Source organism: Streptomyces sp. NPDC006430 (assembly GCF_040612395.1).
In the GTDB taxonomy this organism is placed as follows: domain Bacteria; phylum Actinomycetota; class Actinomycetes; order Streptomycetales; family Streptomycetaceae; genus Streptomyces.
Genome location: NZ_JBEXQA010000011.1, coordinates 47,069 through 64,810, shown reverse-complemented (window position 1 = coordinate 64,810; position 17,742 = coordinate 47,069). Strand labels below are relative to the sequence as shown.

Below are 17,742 nucleotides of genomic sequence, written 5' to 3'. Positions count from 1 at the left end.
CGCACATGAGTCAGCAACAGCCCCTGCACTCCGTACTGGTCGCCAACCGCGGCGAGATCGCGGTCCGCGTCTTCCGCACCGCGCGGGCCCTCGGCCTCGCCACCGTTGCCGTCCACTCCGACCCCGACGCCGACGCGCTGCACGTACGGCAGGCCGACGCGGCCGTACGGCTGCCCGGAGCCGCCCCCGCCGACACCTACCTGCGCGGCGACCTGCTCATCGGGGCCGCCCTCGCCGCGGGCGCGGACGCCGTCCATCCCGGCTACGGGTTCCTCTCCGAGAACGCCGACTTCGCCCGGGAGGTCATCGCCGCAGGACTGACGTGGATCGGCCCGCCGCCCGAGGCCATCGAGGCCATGGCCTCCAAGACCCGGGCCAAGGAACTGATGCGCGCCGCCGGGGTTCCGCTCCTCGACCCCGTCGATCCGGCGACGGCCACCGCCGCCGACCTGCCCCTCCTGCTCAAGGCCGCCGCGGGCGGCGGCGGCCGTGGGATGCGCGTGGTCCGCGACCTCCACGAGCTGAAGGCCGAACTGGACGCCGCGGCGGCCGAAGCCCGCTCCGCCTTCGGTGACGGGGAGGTCTTCGCCGAGCCCTACGTCGAGCGGGCCCGCCACGTCGAGGTCCAGATCCTGGCCGACTCCCACGGCACCGTCTGGGCGCTCGGCACCCGCGACTGCTCCCTCCAGCGGCGCCACCAGAAGGTCATCGAGGAGGCCCCGGCGCCGGCCCTCCCCGAGTCCCTGCGCACCACCCTCCACGAAGCCGCCGTGGCCGCCGCCCGAGCGGTCTCCTACCGGGGGGCGGGCACGGTCGAGTTCCTCGTCACGGCCGAGGGGCGCCCGTACTTCCTGGAGATGAACACCCGCCTCCAGGTGGAACACCCGGTCACCGAAGCCGTCTTCGGCCTCGACCTCGTCGCCCTGCAACTGCGCATCGCGGAGGGCGCGGCCCTGCCCCTGACGCCCCCGGACCCGGTCGGGCACGCCGTCGAGGCCCGCCTGTACGCGGAGGACCCCGCCCGGGACTGGCGTCCCCAGACCGGTGTCCTGCACACCCTGGCCGTCCCGGGTGACGTCCGCGTCGACACCGGCTTCGCCGACGGCGACACCGTCGGCGTCCACTACGACCCCATGCTGGCCAAGGTCATCGCCCACGCGCCCACCCGGGTCGAGGCCGTCCGCGTTCTCGCCCACGCCCTGGCCGGAGCCCGCATCCACGGGCTCACCACCAATCGGGAGCTCCTCGTACGCTCCCTGCGGCACCCGGAGTTCACTGCCGCCCAGCTCGACACGGGGTTCTACGAGCGCCACCTCGGGTCACTCACCGAAGGCACCCCCGATGCCACCCTGGCCGCGGTCGCCGCCGCCCTCGCCGATGCCGCCCCGGTCCCGGACGCCCCGCTCGCCGTGCGCCTCGGGGGCTGGCGCAACCTCCGCTCGCAGCCGCAGCTCCGCAGCTACCGGGCGGCGGGCACCACGTACGAGGTGCGCTACCAGCCCACCCGCAGCGGCCCCCCGAGCCTCGTGGACCAGCCCGGTGTTCGAGTCCTGGCCGCAGAGCCCGGTCTGGTCACCCTCGAAGTGGATGGCGTCCGGCGGATGTTCCACGTGAAACACAAATCGAACACCGGGGGTGTCCGGGAGATCTACGTCGACTCCGCACTCGGCGCCCACACCCTCAGCCCCGTCCCCCGGTTCGCCGATCCCGAGGACCGCACCGAACCAGGCTCCCTGCTCGCCCCCATGCCCGGCACCGTCGTCCGCGTCGCCGAGGGCCTCGGCCCCGGAGCCGCCGTCACCGCCGGGCAGCCCCTGCTCTGGCTGGAGGCCATGAAGATGGAGCACCGCATCGTCTCGCCCGCCTCCGGCACGCTCACCGCGCTCCACGCCACCCTCGGCCACCAGGTCGAGTTCGGCGCCCTGCTCGCCGTAGTCCAGGAGGAACTGCCAGCATGAGCCCCGCCACCAGCGCTGTCGTGGAATCCGAAGAACACAAGGCCCTGCGCGCCGCCGTCGCCGCCCTCGGGCAACGCTACGGCCGTGACTACCTGGCCCGCCTCGCCCGGGAAGGCGGCCACCCCGACGAGCTGTGGGCCGATGCGGCCAAGCTCGGCTACCTCGGGGTCAACCTCCCCGAGGAGTACGGCGGCGGAGGCGGCGGCATCGCCGAACTCTCTATCGTGCTGGAGGAACTGGGAGCAGCGGGCTGTCCCCTCCTGATGATGGTCGTCTCGCCCGCCATCTGCGGGACCGTCATCTCCCGTTTCGGTACCGAGGCCCAGAAGCGGGCCTGGCTCCCCGGGCTCGCCGACGGCAGCCGCGCCATGGCCTTCGGCATCACCGAGCCGGACGCCGGATCGAACTCCCACCGCATCACCACCACCGCACGCCGCGACGGCGAGGAGTGGGTGCTGACCGGGCGCAAGGTCTTCATCTCCGGCGTGGACATCGCCGACGCCACGCTCATCGTGGGCCGTACCGAGGACGCCCGGACGGGCCGCCTCAAGCCCTGCCTGTTCATCGTGCCGCGCGAGACCCCCGGCTTCTCCCGATCCGTCATCGACATGGAACTCCAGGCGGCGGAGAAGCAGTTCGAGCTGGTCCTGGACGAGGTGCGGCTGCCGGCCGAGGCACTCGTCGGCGACGAGGACGCCGGCTTGCTCCAGCTCTTCGCCGGACTCAACCCCGAACGCATCATGACCGCCGCCTTCGCCATCGGCATGGGCCGCCACGCCCTCGCGAAGGCCGTCGAATACGCGAGGACCCGCCAGGTGTGGAAGGAGGCGATCGGCGCCCACCAGGCGATCGCCCACCCCCTCGCGGCAGCCCACATCGACCTCGAACTCGCCCGCCTGATGATGCAGAAGGCCGCCCACCTGTACGACGCCGGCGACGACACGGGCGCCGGCGAGGCCGCGAACATGGCCAAGTACGCTGCCGCCGAGGCCTGCGTGAAGGCGGTGGACCAGTCCGTCCACACCCTGGGCGGCAACGGTCTCACCCGGGAGTACGGACTGGCGTCCCTCATCACTGCCTCCCGGGTGTCCCGCATCGCCCCCGTCAGCCGCGAGATGATCCTCAACTTCGTCTCGCACCAGACCCTGGGCCTGCCCAAGTCCTACTAGGGCAGGCCGCCCCGGGCCGTGCGCCGCCGGCGGGCGCCCGGCACGACGGCCGTCCCGGGCCCGGCGGTCCGGTACGACCGACCGCCGGGCCCACCGGCGCCGCACCGCCCGCACCATCCGTACGACCCTCCGGAGGAGAACGGCATGACCCGCCCAGTCGGCGCCGCGCGAGCACACGGCATCACCACCCTCACGCTCGACGCCCCGGCCAACCGCAACGCGCTCTCCGCGGAGCTCGTCGGCGAGCTGCGCGTGGCCCTCGCCCTGGCGGCGGCGGACCCCGAGACCCGGGCCGTCGTCCTCACCCACACCGGCACCACGTTCTGCGCCGGCGCCGACCTGAAGTCCCCGTGCGAACCGGCCGACTTCCTCGCCCTGCTCCGCGAGATCGCCGAACACCCCAAGCCCGTCGTCGCCCGCGTCACCGGACACGTCCGGGCGGGCGGCCTCGGCCTGCTCGGGGTCTGCGACGTCGCCGCCGCCGGACCGCAGTCCACGTACGCCTTCACCGAAACCCACCTGGGTGTGGTCCCGGCCGTCATCTCCGCACCCCTGCTGCCGCGCATGGACCCGCGCGCCGCAGCCCGCTACTTCCTCACCGCCGAGACCTTCGACGCGGCAGAAGCCACCCGCATCGGCCTGATCACCCTGCACGGCCCGGACGTCGACGAGACGCTCGCACCCGTCCTCGCCGGGCTGCGCAAGGCGGGCCCCCAAGCCCTCGCCGCGACCAAACGGCTGCTGACCGCGCCGCTGCGGGCCGTCCTGGACCAGGACGGCAGCGCCCTCACCGAACTGTCCGCGCGCCACTTCGGCTCCGAAGAGGCCCGCGAGGGCATCACCGCCCGCTTCGAGCGCCGGGACCCGTCATGGGCCCTGTGACCGAATCAGGGGACCTCGCCGACTCCAAGCCCGCGAGCGGCCCCAAGCAGGCCCGCAGTCGCGTCACCCGCCGCCACCTCCTGGAGGCGGCGGTCTCCTGCCTCGCCGAACAGGGCTGGGCCGGCTCCACCGTCGCCGTTGTCGCCGAACGCGCCGGGGTCTCCCGCGGCGCGGCCCAGTACCACTTCCCGACCCGCGAGGCCCTGTTCACCGCGGCGGTCGCCCATGTCGCCGAGGAACGCTCCGCCGCCCTGATCGACCTCTTCCACTCCAGGCCCGCCGCGCGCCCCGCCGTGGTCGAAGCCCTCGTCGACCTCTACACCGGAGCCCTCTTCCGAGCCGCCCTGCAACTCTGGGTCGCCGCCTCCAACGAGGAACAGCTGCGCCCCCAGGTCACCGAGCTGGAGGCCCGCGTCGGACGCGAAACGCACCGCATCGCCGTCGAGCTCCTGGGCGCCGACGAATCCGTACCGGGCGTACGGGAGACCGTGCAGGGCCTCCTCGACATGGCCCGCGGCCTCGGCCTGGCCAACGTACTGACCGACGACGGCGCCCGCCGGGCCCGCGTCGTCGCCCAGTGGAGCCGCATCCTGGACGCGGCCCTCGGCTGAGGCACCGCAGCCCCGCCCCGGCCGGCCGGCGCTACACGTAGGGGGAGGTCACCGCCAGGGTGACGGCGAGCAGCGAGAGCCCGCACAGGTCGAGGTGCCGCCACGCCCGCCTTCCCGCGCGGCACACCGTCTCGGAGCGTTCCGGCGTGCGGGGGTCGTACAGCAGCGGGACCTCGGACCCCACCCCCGTGCCGGGCGGGCAGTCGCGCGGGCGCGCGATGCGCACCCGGCCCCGGCCGTCCGCCGGTACGTAGCGCAGGTACAAGCGGGCGGAGCGCCGCTTCCCGGGCTGGAGGTGCCGGAAGCAGACCGCCGGGACCTCGACGCCGCGCCGGCGCAGCGTGATGCGCCGGCGCAGCTGCACCGCCACGAACACCAGGAGCGCGAAGGCTTTGATGCAGGCACTGATCTGTCTCACGTGCACGTCCAGGATGGTGACGGGCGCCGCACCCGGTCGGATGCGGCGCCCGTGGGCACTAGGGGTCAGGCCGTCTCGGCGATGTCGGCGTAACCCTCGATCTCGCGCGGGTTGCGCTGTCCGGGCCCGATGTAGCGGGCGGACGGGCGCACCAGGCGGCCCGTGCGCTTCTGCTCCAGGATGTGGGCCGACCAGCCGGCGGTCCGGGCGCAGGTGAACATCGAGGTGAACATGTGCGCCGGGACCTCCGCGAAGTCCAGCATGATCGCGGCCCAGAACTCCACGTTCGTCGCGAGCACCCGGTCGGGGCGGCGTGCGTGCAGCTCCTCCAGCGCGGCCTTCTCCAGGGCGGCGGCCACCTCGTAGCGCGGCGCGTCCAGCTCTTTCGCGGTGCGCCGCAGGACGCGGGCGCGCGGGTCCTCGGCCCGGTAGACCCGGTGCCCGAAGCCCATCAGCCGCTCGCCCTTGTCCAGGGCCTTCTTCACGTACGCCACCGCGTCGCCGGAACGCTCGATCTCCTCGATCATGCCGAGGACGCGGGACGGCGCGCCGCCGTGCAGCGGTCCGGACATGGCGCCGACGGCACCCGACAGCGCCGCGGCGACGTCCGCACCGGTGGACGCGATCACCCGCGCCGTGAACGTCGAGGCGTTCATCCCGTGCTCGGCGGCGGAGGTCCAGTACGCGTCGACGGCCTTGACGTGCTTCGGGTCCGGCTCGCCCCGCCAGCGGATCATGAACCGCTCCACGACCGACTCGGCCTTGTCGATCTCGCTCTGCGGGACCATCGGCAGGCCCTGCCCGCGGGCGGACTGGGCGACGTACGACAGCGCCATGACGGCGGCGCGCGCGAGGTCGTCACGGGCGGTCTGCTCGTCGATGTCGAGCAGCGGCTTCAGACCCCACACGGGGGCGAGCATGGCGAGTGCCGACTGCACGTCGACACGGATGTCACCGGAGTGCACCGGGATGGGGAAGGGCTCGGCGGCGGGCAGGCCGGGGTTGAACGCCCCGTCGACCAGCAGGCCCCAGACGTTCCCGAAGGAGACGTGGCCCACCAGGTCCTCGATGTCGACGCCCCGGTAGCGGAGGGCTCCGCCTTCCTTGTCCGGTTCGGCGATCTCCGTTTCGAACGCGACGACCCCTTCGAGCCCGGGTACGAAGTCGGACATCAGGCGGCTCCTCAGATAGTGCGAACACGCGCGGCTCCCGGCGTGACTCGCGGTCCGGCGCGGTCATCCCCGTTGATGCCCGGCACGGCCGTCGGTCACCCGCGTGGGGACCTCCGGACCGGCCCCAAGATTTTGGCGGTTCCGGATGGCAGGCGGAAGCGTGACATACGGCACACTGTCGCAAGCACTCCTGCGGCAGGATGGCGCACGTGACCGACCAGGACATTGACCCCGCCACGATGCGCAAGCAGTACCGCTCGGAGATCGTCCACGCGGAGAGCCTCGCCGAGGACCCCATGAGGCAGTTCGCCGAGTGGTTCCAGCAGGCCGCCGACTCCCACCTCTTCGAACCGAACGCGATGGTCGTTTCCACCGCGACCCCCGACGGCCGCCCCAGCTCCCGCACGGTGCTGCTCAAACAGTTCGACGAGCGCGGCTTCGTCTTCTACACCAACTACGGATCGCGCAAGGGCCGCGAACTCGACGCCAACCGCTACGTCGCCCTGCTCTTCCCCTGGCACCCGATCGCCCGCCAGGTCATCATCACCGGCACGGCCTCCCGGATCGGCCGCGACGAGACGGCGGCGTACTTCCGCTCCCGCCCCCACGGCTCCCAGCTGGGCGCCTGGGCGAGCGAGCAGTCCCGGGTGGTCGGCTCCCGCGCCGAGCTGGACCGCCGCTACGCCGAACTCGCGGAGCGCTACCCGGAGGGGGAACAGGTCCCCGTCCCGCCGGAATGGGGTGGCATCCGGATCGTGCCCGAGGCGATGGAGTTCTGGCAGGGCCACGAGAACCGGCTCCACGACCGGCTGCGCTACGTCCTGGAGGGGGACGAGTGGCGCATCGAGCGCCTGTGCCCGTAGCTCCGCGGCGCCGGGCGGGGGCTGGGCCGGGCCGGGCCGGCCCCGTGCATCCCTGACGGGAGCCGGAACGGCGGACGAGAACAGCAGACGACCCGCGGGCTCGGGTTTCTCTCCTGCAGTGAGAGAAGCCGGCCGGACGTACCGGCGAGCCCGCGGGTCGGGTGACTGCTTGGGATTGGCGCCTGGCGATCCCGCCGGGCACCGCACTGGGTGCGTGCGACGACGGGCCCTTAGCCCGCAGCCACCTCACGCGTCCGGTTTCCGTACATTTCGGGAACCACCTCCCTTCTCGTGTACCGCCGAGCCTAGGCATCCACCCCCGCCGCCACAACCATTTATTTCCGCGGACCGTGCGAGACGCTCCGCGCCGCCCTCCGCCCGCCCACCGCCGCCCTCCGGATTCGATTCGTTCGGGGGTATTCGGGGGAATGCGGTGTGGGCTGGGTCACGTTCCAGTTGAATGATCTGACGTGCCGCACACGCGAACACCTGCAGGGGGTGCCAGGTGAGTGCTTCCGGACGGAGTGAGACCACCGACGATCTGCTCGCAGCGCTGCTGGACGGGATGGACGCGGCCTTGTGCGCGTTCGACGCCGACGGCGTGATCACGCACTGGAACCGCGAGGCCGAGCGGATCCTCGGCTGGACCGCCGCCGAGGCGGTGGGGCGCAAGGGGTTCGCCGGCTGGGCCGTGCGCGCCGCCGACGCCCAGGACGTGGAGGAGCGGCTGATGGCCGCCCAGGACGTCCCCGGACGCCAGGTGCACGAGTTCGCCCTGCTGACCAAGGAGGGCGGGCGGGTGCTCGTACGGACCCAGTCCGCCGGGGTGCCCGGGGCGGACGGGAAGCCCGCCGGGGTCTACTGCGCCTTCAGCGAGGTCCACGCACAGATCGACCTGGAACGGTCCATCGCGCTCAGCGAGGCGCTCATGGACGACGCCTCGTGGGGCGTGGTCCTCGTCGACGTGGACCTGCGCCCGGCCGTGGTCAACGCCCATGCCGCCCGCGCCTTCGGTTCGGGGCGCACCGCCCTGCTCGGCCGGCCGCTCGGGGAGCTGCTGGCCCAGGGCGTCGAGGAGCTGGAGGGCACCCTCCAACACGTGCTCGCCGAGGGGGCCCCGCCGGAGCCCGTCGAGCTGTGGGTGTCCGTGCGCACCCCGGAAGGGGTGCGGCGACGGTGCTGGCGCTCGGGCTTCCTGCGCCTGGGCTCCCCGCTGGCGGAGGAGCCGGTGCCGCTCGGCGTCGGCTGGCTCTTCCAGGACATCACCGAGGCCCGACAGGCCGCGCTGGACACGGCGCAGCTGCGGTTCCGCTCCAGCCAGCTGCACCGCTCGGGCCGGGCCGCCGCCGAGTGCGAGGACCCGGCCGAGGCAGCCGCCGTACGACTGGACTTCGCGCTCGCCGGCTTCGCGGAGCACGCGCTGCTCGACGTACTGGAGCAGTCGGCCGATCCGGACCGGCAACGGCTCGTACGGGTGGCCGCGTCGCCACCGCTGCTGCCTGGGGCGGGCGCGCTCCCGGCCCGGTACGACGCCGGGCACCCGGCGCTACAGGCGCTGGACCGGATCGGCTCGGTGCGCACCAGCGCCCCGCGCGGGCAGGCGGCCGAGGCCTGGGCGCGGGACCGGCAGTGGCCGCAGGGCGCGGCGCACGTCCTGTGCACGGTGCTGCGCAGCCGCGGGCGGACCCTGGGGGTGCTGACCTTCGTACGGGGAGCCTCACGGGCTGCGTTCGAGCAGGCGGACGCGGTGTACGCGGAGGAGGTGGCGGCCCGGGTCGCGGCCGATCTCGACCTGACCGGGGCCTGAGCGGGTCCGGGTAGGTCCGGGCGGCGGGCTGGTGCCGGAAGCGGCGGGCTAGTGGCGGAAGAAGATGCGGTCCCCGTACTCCTGGAGGACGCGACCGTTCCATTCGTGGCCGCCGTCGACGTTGCCCGAGCGCAGCAGCGGCGGCTCCATCCCGCGAGCGGCTAGTTCGCCGGCCGCCGCCGCCATCACGGCCTGCATGATCGCGCTGGTCACGACGGTGGAGGCGGGTGCGAAGGGTGCGTCGATGCCGTCGAGGCTCAGCTCGGCGTCACCGACCGCGATCTTGCTGTCGAGGACGATGTCGCAGTGGTCCTTGAGGAAGGTGCCGGATACGTGCCGCGACTTGGTCTCCGTCGCGTACGCCACCGAGGTCACACCGATGACCTTCAGGCCGATGGCGCGGGCGTTCATGGCCATCTCGACCGGCAGGGCGTTGCGCCCGGAGAGGGAGATGATCACGAGGACGTCGCCCTCGGCGGCCGGGCTGCTGTCCAGGACGGCCCCGGCGAGCCCGTCGACCCGCTCCAGGGCGCTGCCGAGGGTGGCCGGCATGACGTCGATGCCCACGGTGCCGGGGACGGCGAGGAAGTTCATCAGTGCGAGCCCGCCGGCCCGGTAGACCACGTCCTGGGCGGGCAGCGAGGAGTGCCCGGCGCCGAAGGCGAAGAGCCGGTTCCCGGCGGCGACGGCGTCGGCGATGACGGCTGCGGCTGCGCCGATGTGCGCCGCCTCCTCGTTCCGCACCCGCTCCAGGAGGCCGATCGCGGCGTCGAGGAACTGACCGGCCAGCTTGCTCTCGCTCATGCGCCGAAGGCCCTTCCAGAGGTGGGGTGCGTCCGTGTCCGCCGCTCACCGTGCGGTCTGGACCAAGGGCGTGTCAATACGAACGTCAATCCCGGGGCGAAAGGTGCCGGGGGATGTCCGGCCGATACCGTCGCGCTGCCCGCGGGGCCTCAAGGGCAGGGCTTGATGTCAGGCACGGGACGGTTGTCGGTGCGATGCGTCAGAATTGGGGGCAGGGCCAGCGCACGCTATCCGAGGGGCACGAATGTCCGGACTGATCGATACCACGGAGATGTATCTCCGCACCATCCTCGAACTTGAAGAGGAAGGCGTGGTCCCCATGCGCGCCCGTATCGCGGAGAGGCTCGACCAGAGCGGCCCGACGGTGAGCCAGACGGTGGCGCGCATGGAGCGGGACGGCCTGGTGGCCGTGGCGAGCGACCGGCACCTGGAGCTGACGGAGGAGGGGCGGCGGCTGGCCACGCGCGTGATGCGCAAGCACCGGCTCGCGGAATGCCTGCTCGTCGACGTCATCGGCCTGGAGTGGGAGCAGGTGCACGCCGAGGCCTGTCGCTGGGAGCACGTGATGAGCGAGGCGGTGGAGCGGCGAGTGCTGGAGCTGCTGCGCCACCCGACCGAGTCGCCGTACGGGAACCCGATCCCGGGGCTGGAGGAGCTGGGCGAGAAGGCCGAGGCGGACCCCTTCCTGGAGGACGGCATGGTGAGCTTGTCGGAGTTGGCCCCGGGCCCGGACGGCAAGACGGTGGTCGTGCGCCGGATCGGCGAGCCGATCCAGACGGACGCCCAGTTGATGTACACGCTGCGGCGGGCGGGCGTGCAGCCCGGCTCGGTGGTCAGCGTGACCGAGTCCCCGGGCGGTGTGCTGGTCGGCAGCGGTGGCGAGGCTGCCGAGCTGGACTCGGAGGTCGCCTCGCACGTGTTCGTGGCCAAGCGCTGACCACACGCGGCGCAGCGCGGTGAAGGGTCGTGAGATCACCCGTCCTGGGGTACCCCGGGCGGGTCGCGTCGCGTAGGCGCCACGTGTGCCGGGTTCGCGAGGTGCGAGTGCACGATCCGTGCGGAGGTGGGGGCGGTGAAGTGGGCGGTGATGTGGGCGGTCCCGGCGCCTTGCGGCGCCGGGACCGGTCCTCCCCTGTGCTGACCTGGAGCCCCGAGCTCTCAAGGTCATCCCCGCGGACCGTCTTCCCCGAGCGGCCCGCCTCCCTGTTGAAAGGATCTCCCTCGGCCGTGGCGGTCAATCCTTGAGGAAGGTCACTCGAAAGAGCGGTGTTGGAGGCGAGAACCCTGTTTTCGAATACGGGTTCGATACTCTGGCCGTGAGCGAAGGGGGTGCATCTGCGGTGGTACAGCGCATCGATGTAACAGGAGCCGACGGCGTACGCCTGGCCGCATGGGAGTTCCGGGAAGCCGCCGCCACCGCACCCCCGGATCCCGAAGCGCCCCGGGTGCTGTTACTCCACGGCCTGATGGGCCGTGCCTTCCACTGGGCCGGCACCGCCCGCTGGCTCGCCGGGAACCGTCGCGTCGTGGCCCTCGACCAGCGCGGCCACGGCCTCAGCGCCCGCCCGCCGGCCGGCCCGTGCCTTTCGACCTCCCTGGGCCGCGAGGCCTTCGTGGCCGATGCCGAGGCCGTCATCGAACAACTCGACCTGGCTCCCGTGACCCTGATCGGCCATTCCATGGGCGCCCTCACCGGTTGGCAACTGGCCGCCCGCCGACCGGACCTGGTCGAAGCCCTGGTGATCTGCGACATGCGCGCCTCCGCCCTCGGCGAGGCCTCCCAGCAGGAATGGGAGGAATGGTTCCACTGCTGGCCCCTGCCCTTCCCCACCCAGGACGCGGCCCGCCGCTGGTTCGGCGAGGACGATCCCCGGGTGGACCGTCCCGACCCCGGCCGCGGAGCCTTCTTCGCCGAGGTGATGCACCGGGCTCCGGACGGCTGGCGCCCCCTGTTCTCCCGCCGCCAGATGCTGACGGCCCGTGAGACCTGGGTCCACGACGCGCACTGGGAGGAACTGGCCCAGGTCCGCTGCCCGACCCTGGTCGTCCGGGGCCTCGACGGCGAGCTGGGCCGCGCGGAGGCCCAGGAGATGGTCCGTGTCCTCCCGGCCGGCCAGTACGCCGAGATCCCCGATGCGGGCCACTACCTCCACTACGACCAACCGGCGGCCTGGCGCGCCGTCCTCGAACCCTTCCTGGAGGGCGTCCGGGCGGTGTCGTGACCCCGGGCGGTGTCATGACTCCGGGCGGTGTCATGACTCCGGCCGCGCCGTCCGCCCCGGGCCGTCCCCCCGCCCCCGCCGTCCCGGCCGTCCCCCCGCCCGGCTCGTCTCCTCCGCCCCGGGACGTCCCCTCCGCCCCGGCCGTCCCCTCCGTACGACGACGAGGAGGGGACGGCGGGCCGTCGCCCCCCGCCCCCTCCCGTACGGGGATGGGTTCCCGCTCAGCCCTTGCTGACCGCCAGCAGGATCTCCGGCAGCTTCCGGGCCACCGTCGGCGCCGCCAGGCGCAGGCCCGACCAGGCCGCCAGGGTGCCCCAGGCCACGCCCAGCGGGAGCACGATCCAGGTGAGGGACGTGTGGTCCGCCACGTTGAGGTAGATCGTCAGGACGATCACCGGGGCGCAGATCACCGCCGATGCCAGCATGCCGCCGAAGATGCCCGCCCAGGCGAGGCCGCCCTGGCCCGGGACGACGTTCTTGAAGGCGCCGTCCGTCGGGATCGAGTACGGGAAGCGGGCCGAGGCCAGCGCGCCTGTGCACAGCATCGAGCCCAGCAGGGCCAGGGCCAGCCCGAGTGCCGCCGGGAAGCCACCCCAGTTGTGCACGAGCGCTGCCGTGACCGTCGTGACCAGGAGCGTGTACGGGACCGTGATCAGGGCCAAGGCGTATGCGCGGGCCCGCAGCTCCGCGTACGCCTCCCGCGGGGTCGAGATGGTCTGCGCGACCATCCAGAACGCCGAGGTGTCCTGCCCGAACTGGTTGTACATCTGCATGCCGAGCATGCCCGCGCCGAAGCAGGCCAGGTACACCGAGCCCGTGCCCTGAAGGGCGTTGAAGACCGGCACGATCAGACCGACCGCCAGGGCCGTCACCCAGGCCGACTTCGTCTTCGGGTCGCGGACCACGTACCGCAGCGTGCGCTGCACGACCGCGCCCGTACGCCCGGCCGGCAGGAACGACCAGGCGCCGCCGCCCGCCGACTCCCGCCGCGCCGAAGGCTTCGCCGCCGCGATCGTCGAACCGTCCGGGGTGACCATCAGCTTGGTCAGGCTCCGCTCCCAGAACCACAGCAGGAGGGCCACGGCGATGACGGTCAGGGCCAGTTGGGCCGCCGCCACGGCGTACGACCCCTTGCTCGCCGAGTCCACCATGCCGACGGCCGTCGCGGGCGGCAGCCACCGCACCACGGCCTCGACCGGCTCCAGCCGGTCCAGGCCGCCGGCCTCGAACAGGCGCTGACTGGCGAAGTTCGCCACCTGTGCGCCCACGCCGATCAGCAGGCCGCTGAGCAGCGCGAGGTCACGCCCCTTGCGGCTGGTCAGCAGCCGCACGTTGGCCGTGGCCACCGCGCGGGCCAGGGTGACGCAGCCCAGCAGGAGGAGGGGGGCGGCCACGACGGCGGCCACCGCACCCGCCGTGCCCCGCGCGACGGCCACCACCGAGCCGATGGCCAGGCACAGCGTGAACAGTGGACCGATGCCGACCAGCGAGGACGCCAACAGGGCCCGGACGAGCGGACGCGGGCGCAGCGGGAGCATGACCAGCCGGCTCGGGTCGAGCGTTTCGTCCCCGGTGGGGAAGAACAGCGGCATGAACGTCCAGCCGAGCGCCAGGATCGCGGCCAGCAGGACGACGGCCGTGCCCGCGTGCGCGTTCCCGTGCAGCATCGCGAGGCCGAGCATGGCGAAGCAGGCGACCACCAGCGCGAACGCCAGCGAGCCGAAGTAGGCGGCCTTGCGCTTCGACGAGCCCTTGAGGCCGTTGCGCAGCAGCGAGAGCTTGAGGCGGACGAAGATCCGGGTCGGATCGACGGCAGGAGCCGGGGCCGGGAGCGGAGTCGGAGCCGGGGAGGCCGTGGCGGCGGAGGCGACGGCGCTCATCGGGCGGCCTGCCCGCCGCCGAGCCAGTCCAGGGACCGGCCCGCGTCGCGCCCACCCGCGCCGACCAGCTCCAGGAACGCGGCCTGGAGCGAGGGCGCGTCGCCCCGTACGTCGGCCAGCGGGCCCGCAGCGCGGATCCGACCGGCGGCCATGACGGCGACCCAGTCGCACAGAGACTCGACCAGTTCCATGACGTGGGAGGAGAAGACGACCGTGGCTCCGGACGAGGTGTAGCGTTCCAGCACCCCGCGGATGGTCTGCGCCGACACCGGGTCCACGCCCTCGAACGGCTCGTCGAGGAACAGCACTTCGGGGTTGTGCAGCAGGGCGGCAGCCAGGCCGATCTTCTTCCGCATGCCCGTCGAGTAGTCCACGACCAGCTTGTGCTGCGAGCCCGCGAGGTCGAGGACCTCCAGCAGCTGCGTCGCCCGCTTGTCGGTCTCCTCGCCCGGCAGCCCGCGCAACCGGCCCATGTAGCCGAGCAGTTCGCGCCCCGACAGCCGCTCGAACAACCGCAGCCCCTCCGGCAGCACGCCGATTCGCGACTTCACCTCGACCGGGTCGCTCCACACGTCGTGCCCGGCGACGAAGACCCGCCCCATGTCGGGACGGAGCAGCCCGGTCACCATCGACAGCGTCGTCGTTTTGCCCGCCCCGTTCGGGCCGACCAGGCCGATGAACTGTCCTGCGGGCAGCTCCAGGTCGATCCCCGCGACCGCGACCTGCTCACCGAAGCGCTTCCACAGCCCCTCGACCCGTACCGCTGCCCGTCCGGTGGACGGCGCCGGTCGCGCGCCGCCCGTTCCGTCCGCCCCGCCCGTCGCATGTGCCTGGTCCGGCATGCGCCTGCCTCTCGTTACGTCCCCGTGGTCCTACGTTCCTCACGATAGGAGGAGGGGGAGAGGCCGGGCAGTTACTTATGTCATGAGTTTCGGGTCAGGAATGTCCCTCTCCTGACCTGCGGTGTTCCACGGCTACGCGTCACGGGGTGCGGCGGTCCCGGTCGGACGCGGCCTCGCGCCCGCACGCGTACGCCAGCGCGGCGATCAGCTCCTCGGTGTCCGGCAGCCACCGGTTCGCCGGCGTGGGACGGCGCGCCCACTGGACCGCGCCCCGGCCGCCGAAGCGGGTGGGCGGGGCGGCCACGTACTCGCCCTCGCCCCGGGCGACCAGGTCGAGGGAGGCGGGCGACCAGCCGAGCTTGCGCACCAGGTCCGGAACCTTCGCCCCGGCGCCCGGCAGGACGAAGAACAGCATCCGGTGTTCGGGTGTCAGGGCGACCGGCCCGATGGTGTGCTCCATCCGCTCCAGCCGTGCCAGCGCCAGGAATCCGGCGGAGTCCGGCACGTCGAGCGCGTCGAACGTCCGGCCCGTCGGCAGCAGGATCGAGGCCCCGGGATGCTTCGCCCAGATCCGCCGCACCTGGACCGCGCTGCCCGTGGCCTGCGCCGCCCAGTCCTTCACCGCGGGGTGCGCGCCCGGCGCCGCGCAGTCCTCCGCCCCGCAGGAACAGACCTCCCGCCCGTTCCCGGACTCCAGCCAGGTGCCGGCGAAGACGTCCCAGTGCCGTTCTTCCGCGTACCGCACGGCATGGTCGAGCAGCTGCTCGCTGCGCTGCTTGGGGATGGGTGCGGTCTCCGTGACTCCCATGGTCTCTTCCACGCCCATCACAACTCTCGGGGTCACCCGGGGTTACGGGCGTCAACCGGCTGGTGGGCGGAGCATCGATCCTGCATACGGGGCGCACTGGTGCATGGGTGGGGGCGCGTAGGAGGTCGGGGCGCTGGAGTTGGGTAGCGACACGACGCAGAGCGGATGATTCTCCGCACATCAGGCGGGAAGTGATCATTCCAACGCTCACCCGCGGTTACTGGGGGTTTTCATGGCAGCCAGGCCTCTCGTCGCGCGCCAGCCGAATGAACGGCTACAGGCGCTCATCCAGGAAGCCGGGTGCTCGAACGCCGGGCTCGCCCGGCGCGTCAACATGTGCGGGGCCGAACACGGCCTCGATCTCCGTTACGACAAGACCTCCGTGGCCCGCTGGCTGCGAGGCCAGCAGCCGCGCGGTCGGGCCCCCGGCATCATCGCCGAGGCCATCGGACGCAAACTCGGCCGGACCGTCACCATCGACGAGATCGGCATGGCCAACGGGAAGAACCTCGCCTCCGGCATCGGCCTCCAGTTCTCCCCGACCGTCCTCGGCGCCATCGAGCAGGTCAGCGAGCTGTGGAGGAGCGACGTCGGCCGCCGCGACTTCCTGTCCGGGTCGAGCGTGGCCGCCTCGGCACTCGTCGAACCGAGTCGCGACTGGCTGATCACCGGCGCCGACGTGCAGGTGGCGCGCAGCGGTGGCGCCCGTGTCGGGATGCCGGACGTGGAGGCGGTGCGGGCGACCACCGAAGCGCTCAAGGACCTCGACCACCGCTTCGGCAGCGGGCACGTCCGGCCCGTCGTCGTGCACTACCTCAACTCCGTGGTGTCCGGGCTGCTCGGGGGCTCGTACCGGGAGCCGGTGGGCCGGGCCCTGTTCGCGGCGGTGGCCCGGCTGACGGAGCTGGCCGGCTACATGGCGGTGGACACCGGCCAGCCGGGCCTGGCGCAGCGCTACTACATCCAGGCGCTACGGCTGGCGCAGGCGGCCGGGGACAGGGCGTACGGGGGCTACGTCCTCGCGGCGTCCATGAGCCACCTCGCCGCCGAGCTCGGCAACCCGCGGGAGATCGCACAGCTTGCGCGGGCCGCGCAGGAAGGGACGCGCGGGCAGGTCACCCCGCGGGTAGAGGCGATGTTCTACGCCGCGGAGGCGCGCGGGCACGCGCTGTTGGGCGACACCCGGGCCACGGCGGTGCTGTCCTCGCGGGCGGTGACCGCACTGGAGCGGGCGGAGCCGGAGTCGGGGGACGACCCCGTGTGGATCCGGCACTTCGACCGGGCGTACCTCGCGGACGAACTGGCCCACTGTCACCGGGACCTGGGCCAGGCCGACGCAGCGGCCAGGCAGGCGGAGGAGGCGCTGCGGGGCCTCCCGGAGGGCAAGGCCCGCCGCCGGGCGATCGGGCTGCTGCTGTTGGCGGCGGCACAGGTGCAGCAGCGGGAGGTGGAGCAGGCGTGCCAGAGCGCCACGCAGGCGGCAGAGCTGCTGTCGGGGCTGCGCTCGAACCGGGGGTCGGAGTACCTGGACGACTTCCGGGCGCGCCTGGACCCCTACCGGGACGAGCCGGCGGCCCGCGAATTCACCGCCCGCCTGGAGGTGGTGGCCTGAGGCGTGTCTCGTGGATCACGGCCTCGCCCACGGGACACGTCCTGGTCCACGCCAGGTTCCAGGTGTAGACCAGGATCCCGGCCGGGCCCGTATCGCCAATGCGGCACCGAACACGGCTGCCGCGTCTGTCCTGTTCTCGGACCGTCTGCGTGGCACTGCACCGAGCTCGGGTCACAGTGGTGTGCGCCGGTGCGGGGACAGGTGGGCCTGACGGGAACGGGGCGGGACCGGGTAGCGTGAGCCGACGGTTTCCGTAGTTTCGGAGTAGTCGGCGAAGGAGTCCCGGTGACGGAGAGCGGACAGGGGAGCGGCAAGCACGCGGCCCCACAGGCCGGTGCGCCGTGGGGGCCCGATCCGGCGTACCCGCAGCCCGCCCAGCCCCCGCAGCCCCCGCAGGACCCGGGGCAGCCCGCATGGGGGCCGACGCCCGGCCACGTGCTGGGCCCCGGGTACGAGGGGCCGGGCGAGCCGCACGGGTACGGCTATCCGCCGCTGCCCGAGGCGGCGACGCAGTACATTCCGCCGGTTCCGGCTGGGCCCGCGCATGACGAGGCGGCGACGCAGTACATTCCGCCGGTTCCGGCTGGGCCCGCGCATGGCGAGGCGGCGACGCAGTACATTCCGCCGGTTCCGGCTGGGCCCGCGCATGACGAGGCGGCGACGCAGTACATTCCGCCGGTTCCGGCTGGGCCCG

15 protein-coding genes and 1 pseudogene are annotated in these 17,742 nt (G+C 72.9%); 10 read left to right on the top strand and 6 right to left on the bottom strand.

Features of this window, described 5'->3' with window-relative positions; translation table 11 throughout:
• Positions 1-5: 5 nt before the first annotated feature.
• The 4 genes from ABZZ20_RS18245 to ABZZ20_RS18230 all read left to right on the top strand — a co-directional run bounded on the left by ABZZ20_RS18245 (position 6) and on the right by ABZZ20_RS18230 (position 4,620).
• Positions 6-1,958: a biotin carboxylase N-terminal domain-containing protein gene (locus ABZZ20_RS18245; protein ID WP_356870604.1), complete on the top strand. Its 1,953-nt coding sequence runs from the start codon at positions 6-8 to the stop codon at positions 1,956-1,958.
• On the top strand, positions 1,955-3,127 hold the full coding sequence (locus ABZZ20_RS18240) for an acyl-CoA dehydrogenase family protein (RefSeq protein ID WP_356870602.1): 1,173 nt from the start codon (positions 1,955-1,957) through the stop codon (positions 3,125-3,127). Before ABZZ20_RS18245 ends, ABZZ20_RS18240 begins: the two co-directional genes overlap by 4 nt.
• Before the next feature lie 144 nt (positions 3,128-3,271).
• Positions 3,272-4,009: an enoyl-CoA hydratase family protein gene (locus ABZZ20_RS18235; RefSeq protein WP_356870600.1), complete on the top strand. Its 738-nt coding sequence runs from the start codon at positions 3,272-3,274 to the stop codon at positions 4,007-4,009.
• Entirely contained in the window at positions 3,997-4,620 is a 624-nt protein-coding gene (locus ABZZ20_RS18230; RefSeq protein ID WP_356870598.1) for a TetR/AcrR family transcriptional regulator, read from the top strand. The genes ABZZ20_RS18235 and ABZZ20_RS18230 overlap by 13 nt, the downstream gene beginning before the upstream one ends.
• 31 nt (positions 4,621-4,651) lie before the next feature.
• Here the strand turns inward: ABZZ20_RS18230 and ABZZ20_RS18225 are convergent, their stop codons facing one another.
• Together ABZZ20_RS18225 and ABZZ20_RS18220 are read right to left on the bottom strand one after the other, a co-directional pair.
• Complete coding sequence (locus ABZZ20_RS18225; protein ID WP_356870596.1) at positions 4,652-5,038, bottom strand: DUF3592 domain-containing protein; 387 nt, start codon at positions 5,036-5,038, stop codon at positions 4,652-4,654.
• A 65-nt stretch (positions 5,039-5,103) separates the two neighbouring features.
• Positions 5,104-6,210, bottom strand: a complete 1,107-nt coding sequence (locus tag ABZZ20_RS18220; RefSeq protein WP_356870594.1) for a citrate synthase 2 — start codon at positions 6,208-6,210, stop codon at positions 5,104-5,106.
• Between the two features lie 200 nt (positions 6,211-6,410).
• Here ABZZ20_RS18220 and pdxH point away from each other — a divergent pair, with 200 nt between their 5' ends.
• Together pdxH and ABZZ20_RS18210 are read left to right on the top strand one after the other, a co-directional pair.
• The gene (gene pdxH / locus ABZZ20_RS18215) at positions 6,411-7,073 is read left to right on the top strand and encodes a pyridoxamine 5'-phosphate oxidase (RefSeq protein ID WP_356870592.1); all 663 of its coding nucleotides are present in this window, start codon (positions 6,411-6,413) and stop codon (positions 7,071-7,073) included.
• A 505-nt stretch (positions 7,074-7,578) separates the two neighbouring features.
• Positions 7,579-8,880: a PAS domain-containing protein gene (locus ABZZ20_RS18210; RefSeq protein WP_356870590.1), complete on the top strand. Its 1,302-nt coding sequence runs from the start codon at positions 7,579-7,581 to the stop codon at positions 8,878-8,880.
• Positions 8,881-8,928: 48 nt separating this feature from the next.
• Here the strand turns inward: ABZZ20_RS18210 and ABZZ20_RS18205 are convergent, their stop codons facing one another.
• A complete protein-coding gene (locus ABZZ20_RS18205; RefSeq protein WP_356870588.1) occupies positions 8,929-9,684 on the bottom strand; it encodes an SIS domain-containing protein in 756 nt (251 codons plus the stop codon).
• Between the two features lie 244 nt (positions 9,685-9,928).
• Here ABZZ20_RS18205 and ABZZ20_RS18200 point away from each other — a divergent pair, with 244 nt between their 5' ends.
• Entirely contained in the window at positions 9,929-10,621 is a 693-nt protein-coding gene (locus ABZZ20_RS18200; RefSeq protein WP_356870586.1) for a metal-dependent transcriptional regulator, read from the top strand.
• A 403-nt stretch (positions 10,622-11,024) separates the two neighbouring features.
• Entirely contained in the window at positions 11,025-11,906 is an 882-nt protein-coding gene (locus ABZZ20_RS18195) for an alpha/beta hydrolase (protein WP_356870900.1), read from the top strand.
• Between the two features lie 221 nt (positions 11,907-12,127).
• Here the strand turns inward: ABZZ20_RS18195 and ABZZ20_RS18190 are convergent, their stop codons facing one another.
• From ABZZ20_RS18190 to ABZZ20_RS18180, 3 genes are all read right to left on the bottom strand, one after another.
• Positions 12,128-13,786 (bottom strand): transporter, encoded by a 1,659-nt coding sequence (locus ABZZ20_RS18190; RefSeq protein WP_356870584.1) that lies wholly within the window; start codon positions 13,784-13,786, stop codon positions 12,128-12,130.
• Positions 13,783-14,628: an ABC transporter ATP-binding protein gene (locus ABZZ20_RS18185; RefSeq protein ID WP_356870582.1), complete on the bottom strand. Its 846-nt coding sequence runs from the start codon at positions 14,626-14,628 to the stop codon at positions 13,783-13,785. The genes ABZZ20_RS18190 and ABZZ20_RS18185 overlap by 4 nt, the downstream gene beginning before the upstream one ends.
• Positions 14,629-14,767: 139 nt before the next feature.
• Positions 14,768-15,436 carry a bifunctional DNA primase/polymerase gene (locus tag ABZZ20_RS18180; RefSeq protein ID WP_356870580.1) on the bottom strand — a complete coding sequence of 223 codons (669 nt, stop codon included), beginning with the start codon at positions 15,434-15,436 and terminating at the stop codon, positions 14,768-14,770.
• 232 nt (positions 15,437-15,668) lie between these two features.
• On the opposite strand from ABZZ20_RS18180, the gene ABZZ20_RS18175 reads away from it, so the two are divergent.
• Entirely contained in the window at positions 15,669-17,048 is a 1,380-nt protein-coding gene (locus ABZZ20_RS18175; protein ID WP_356870578.1) for a transcriptional regulator, read from the top strand.
• A 285-nt stretch (positions 17,049-17,333) separates the two neighbouring features.
• Positions 17,334-17,742 (top strand): annotated as a pseudogene (locus ABZZ20_RS18170) (hypothetical protein); the annotation flags it as partial.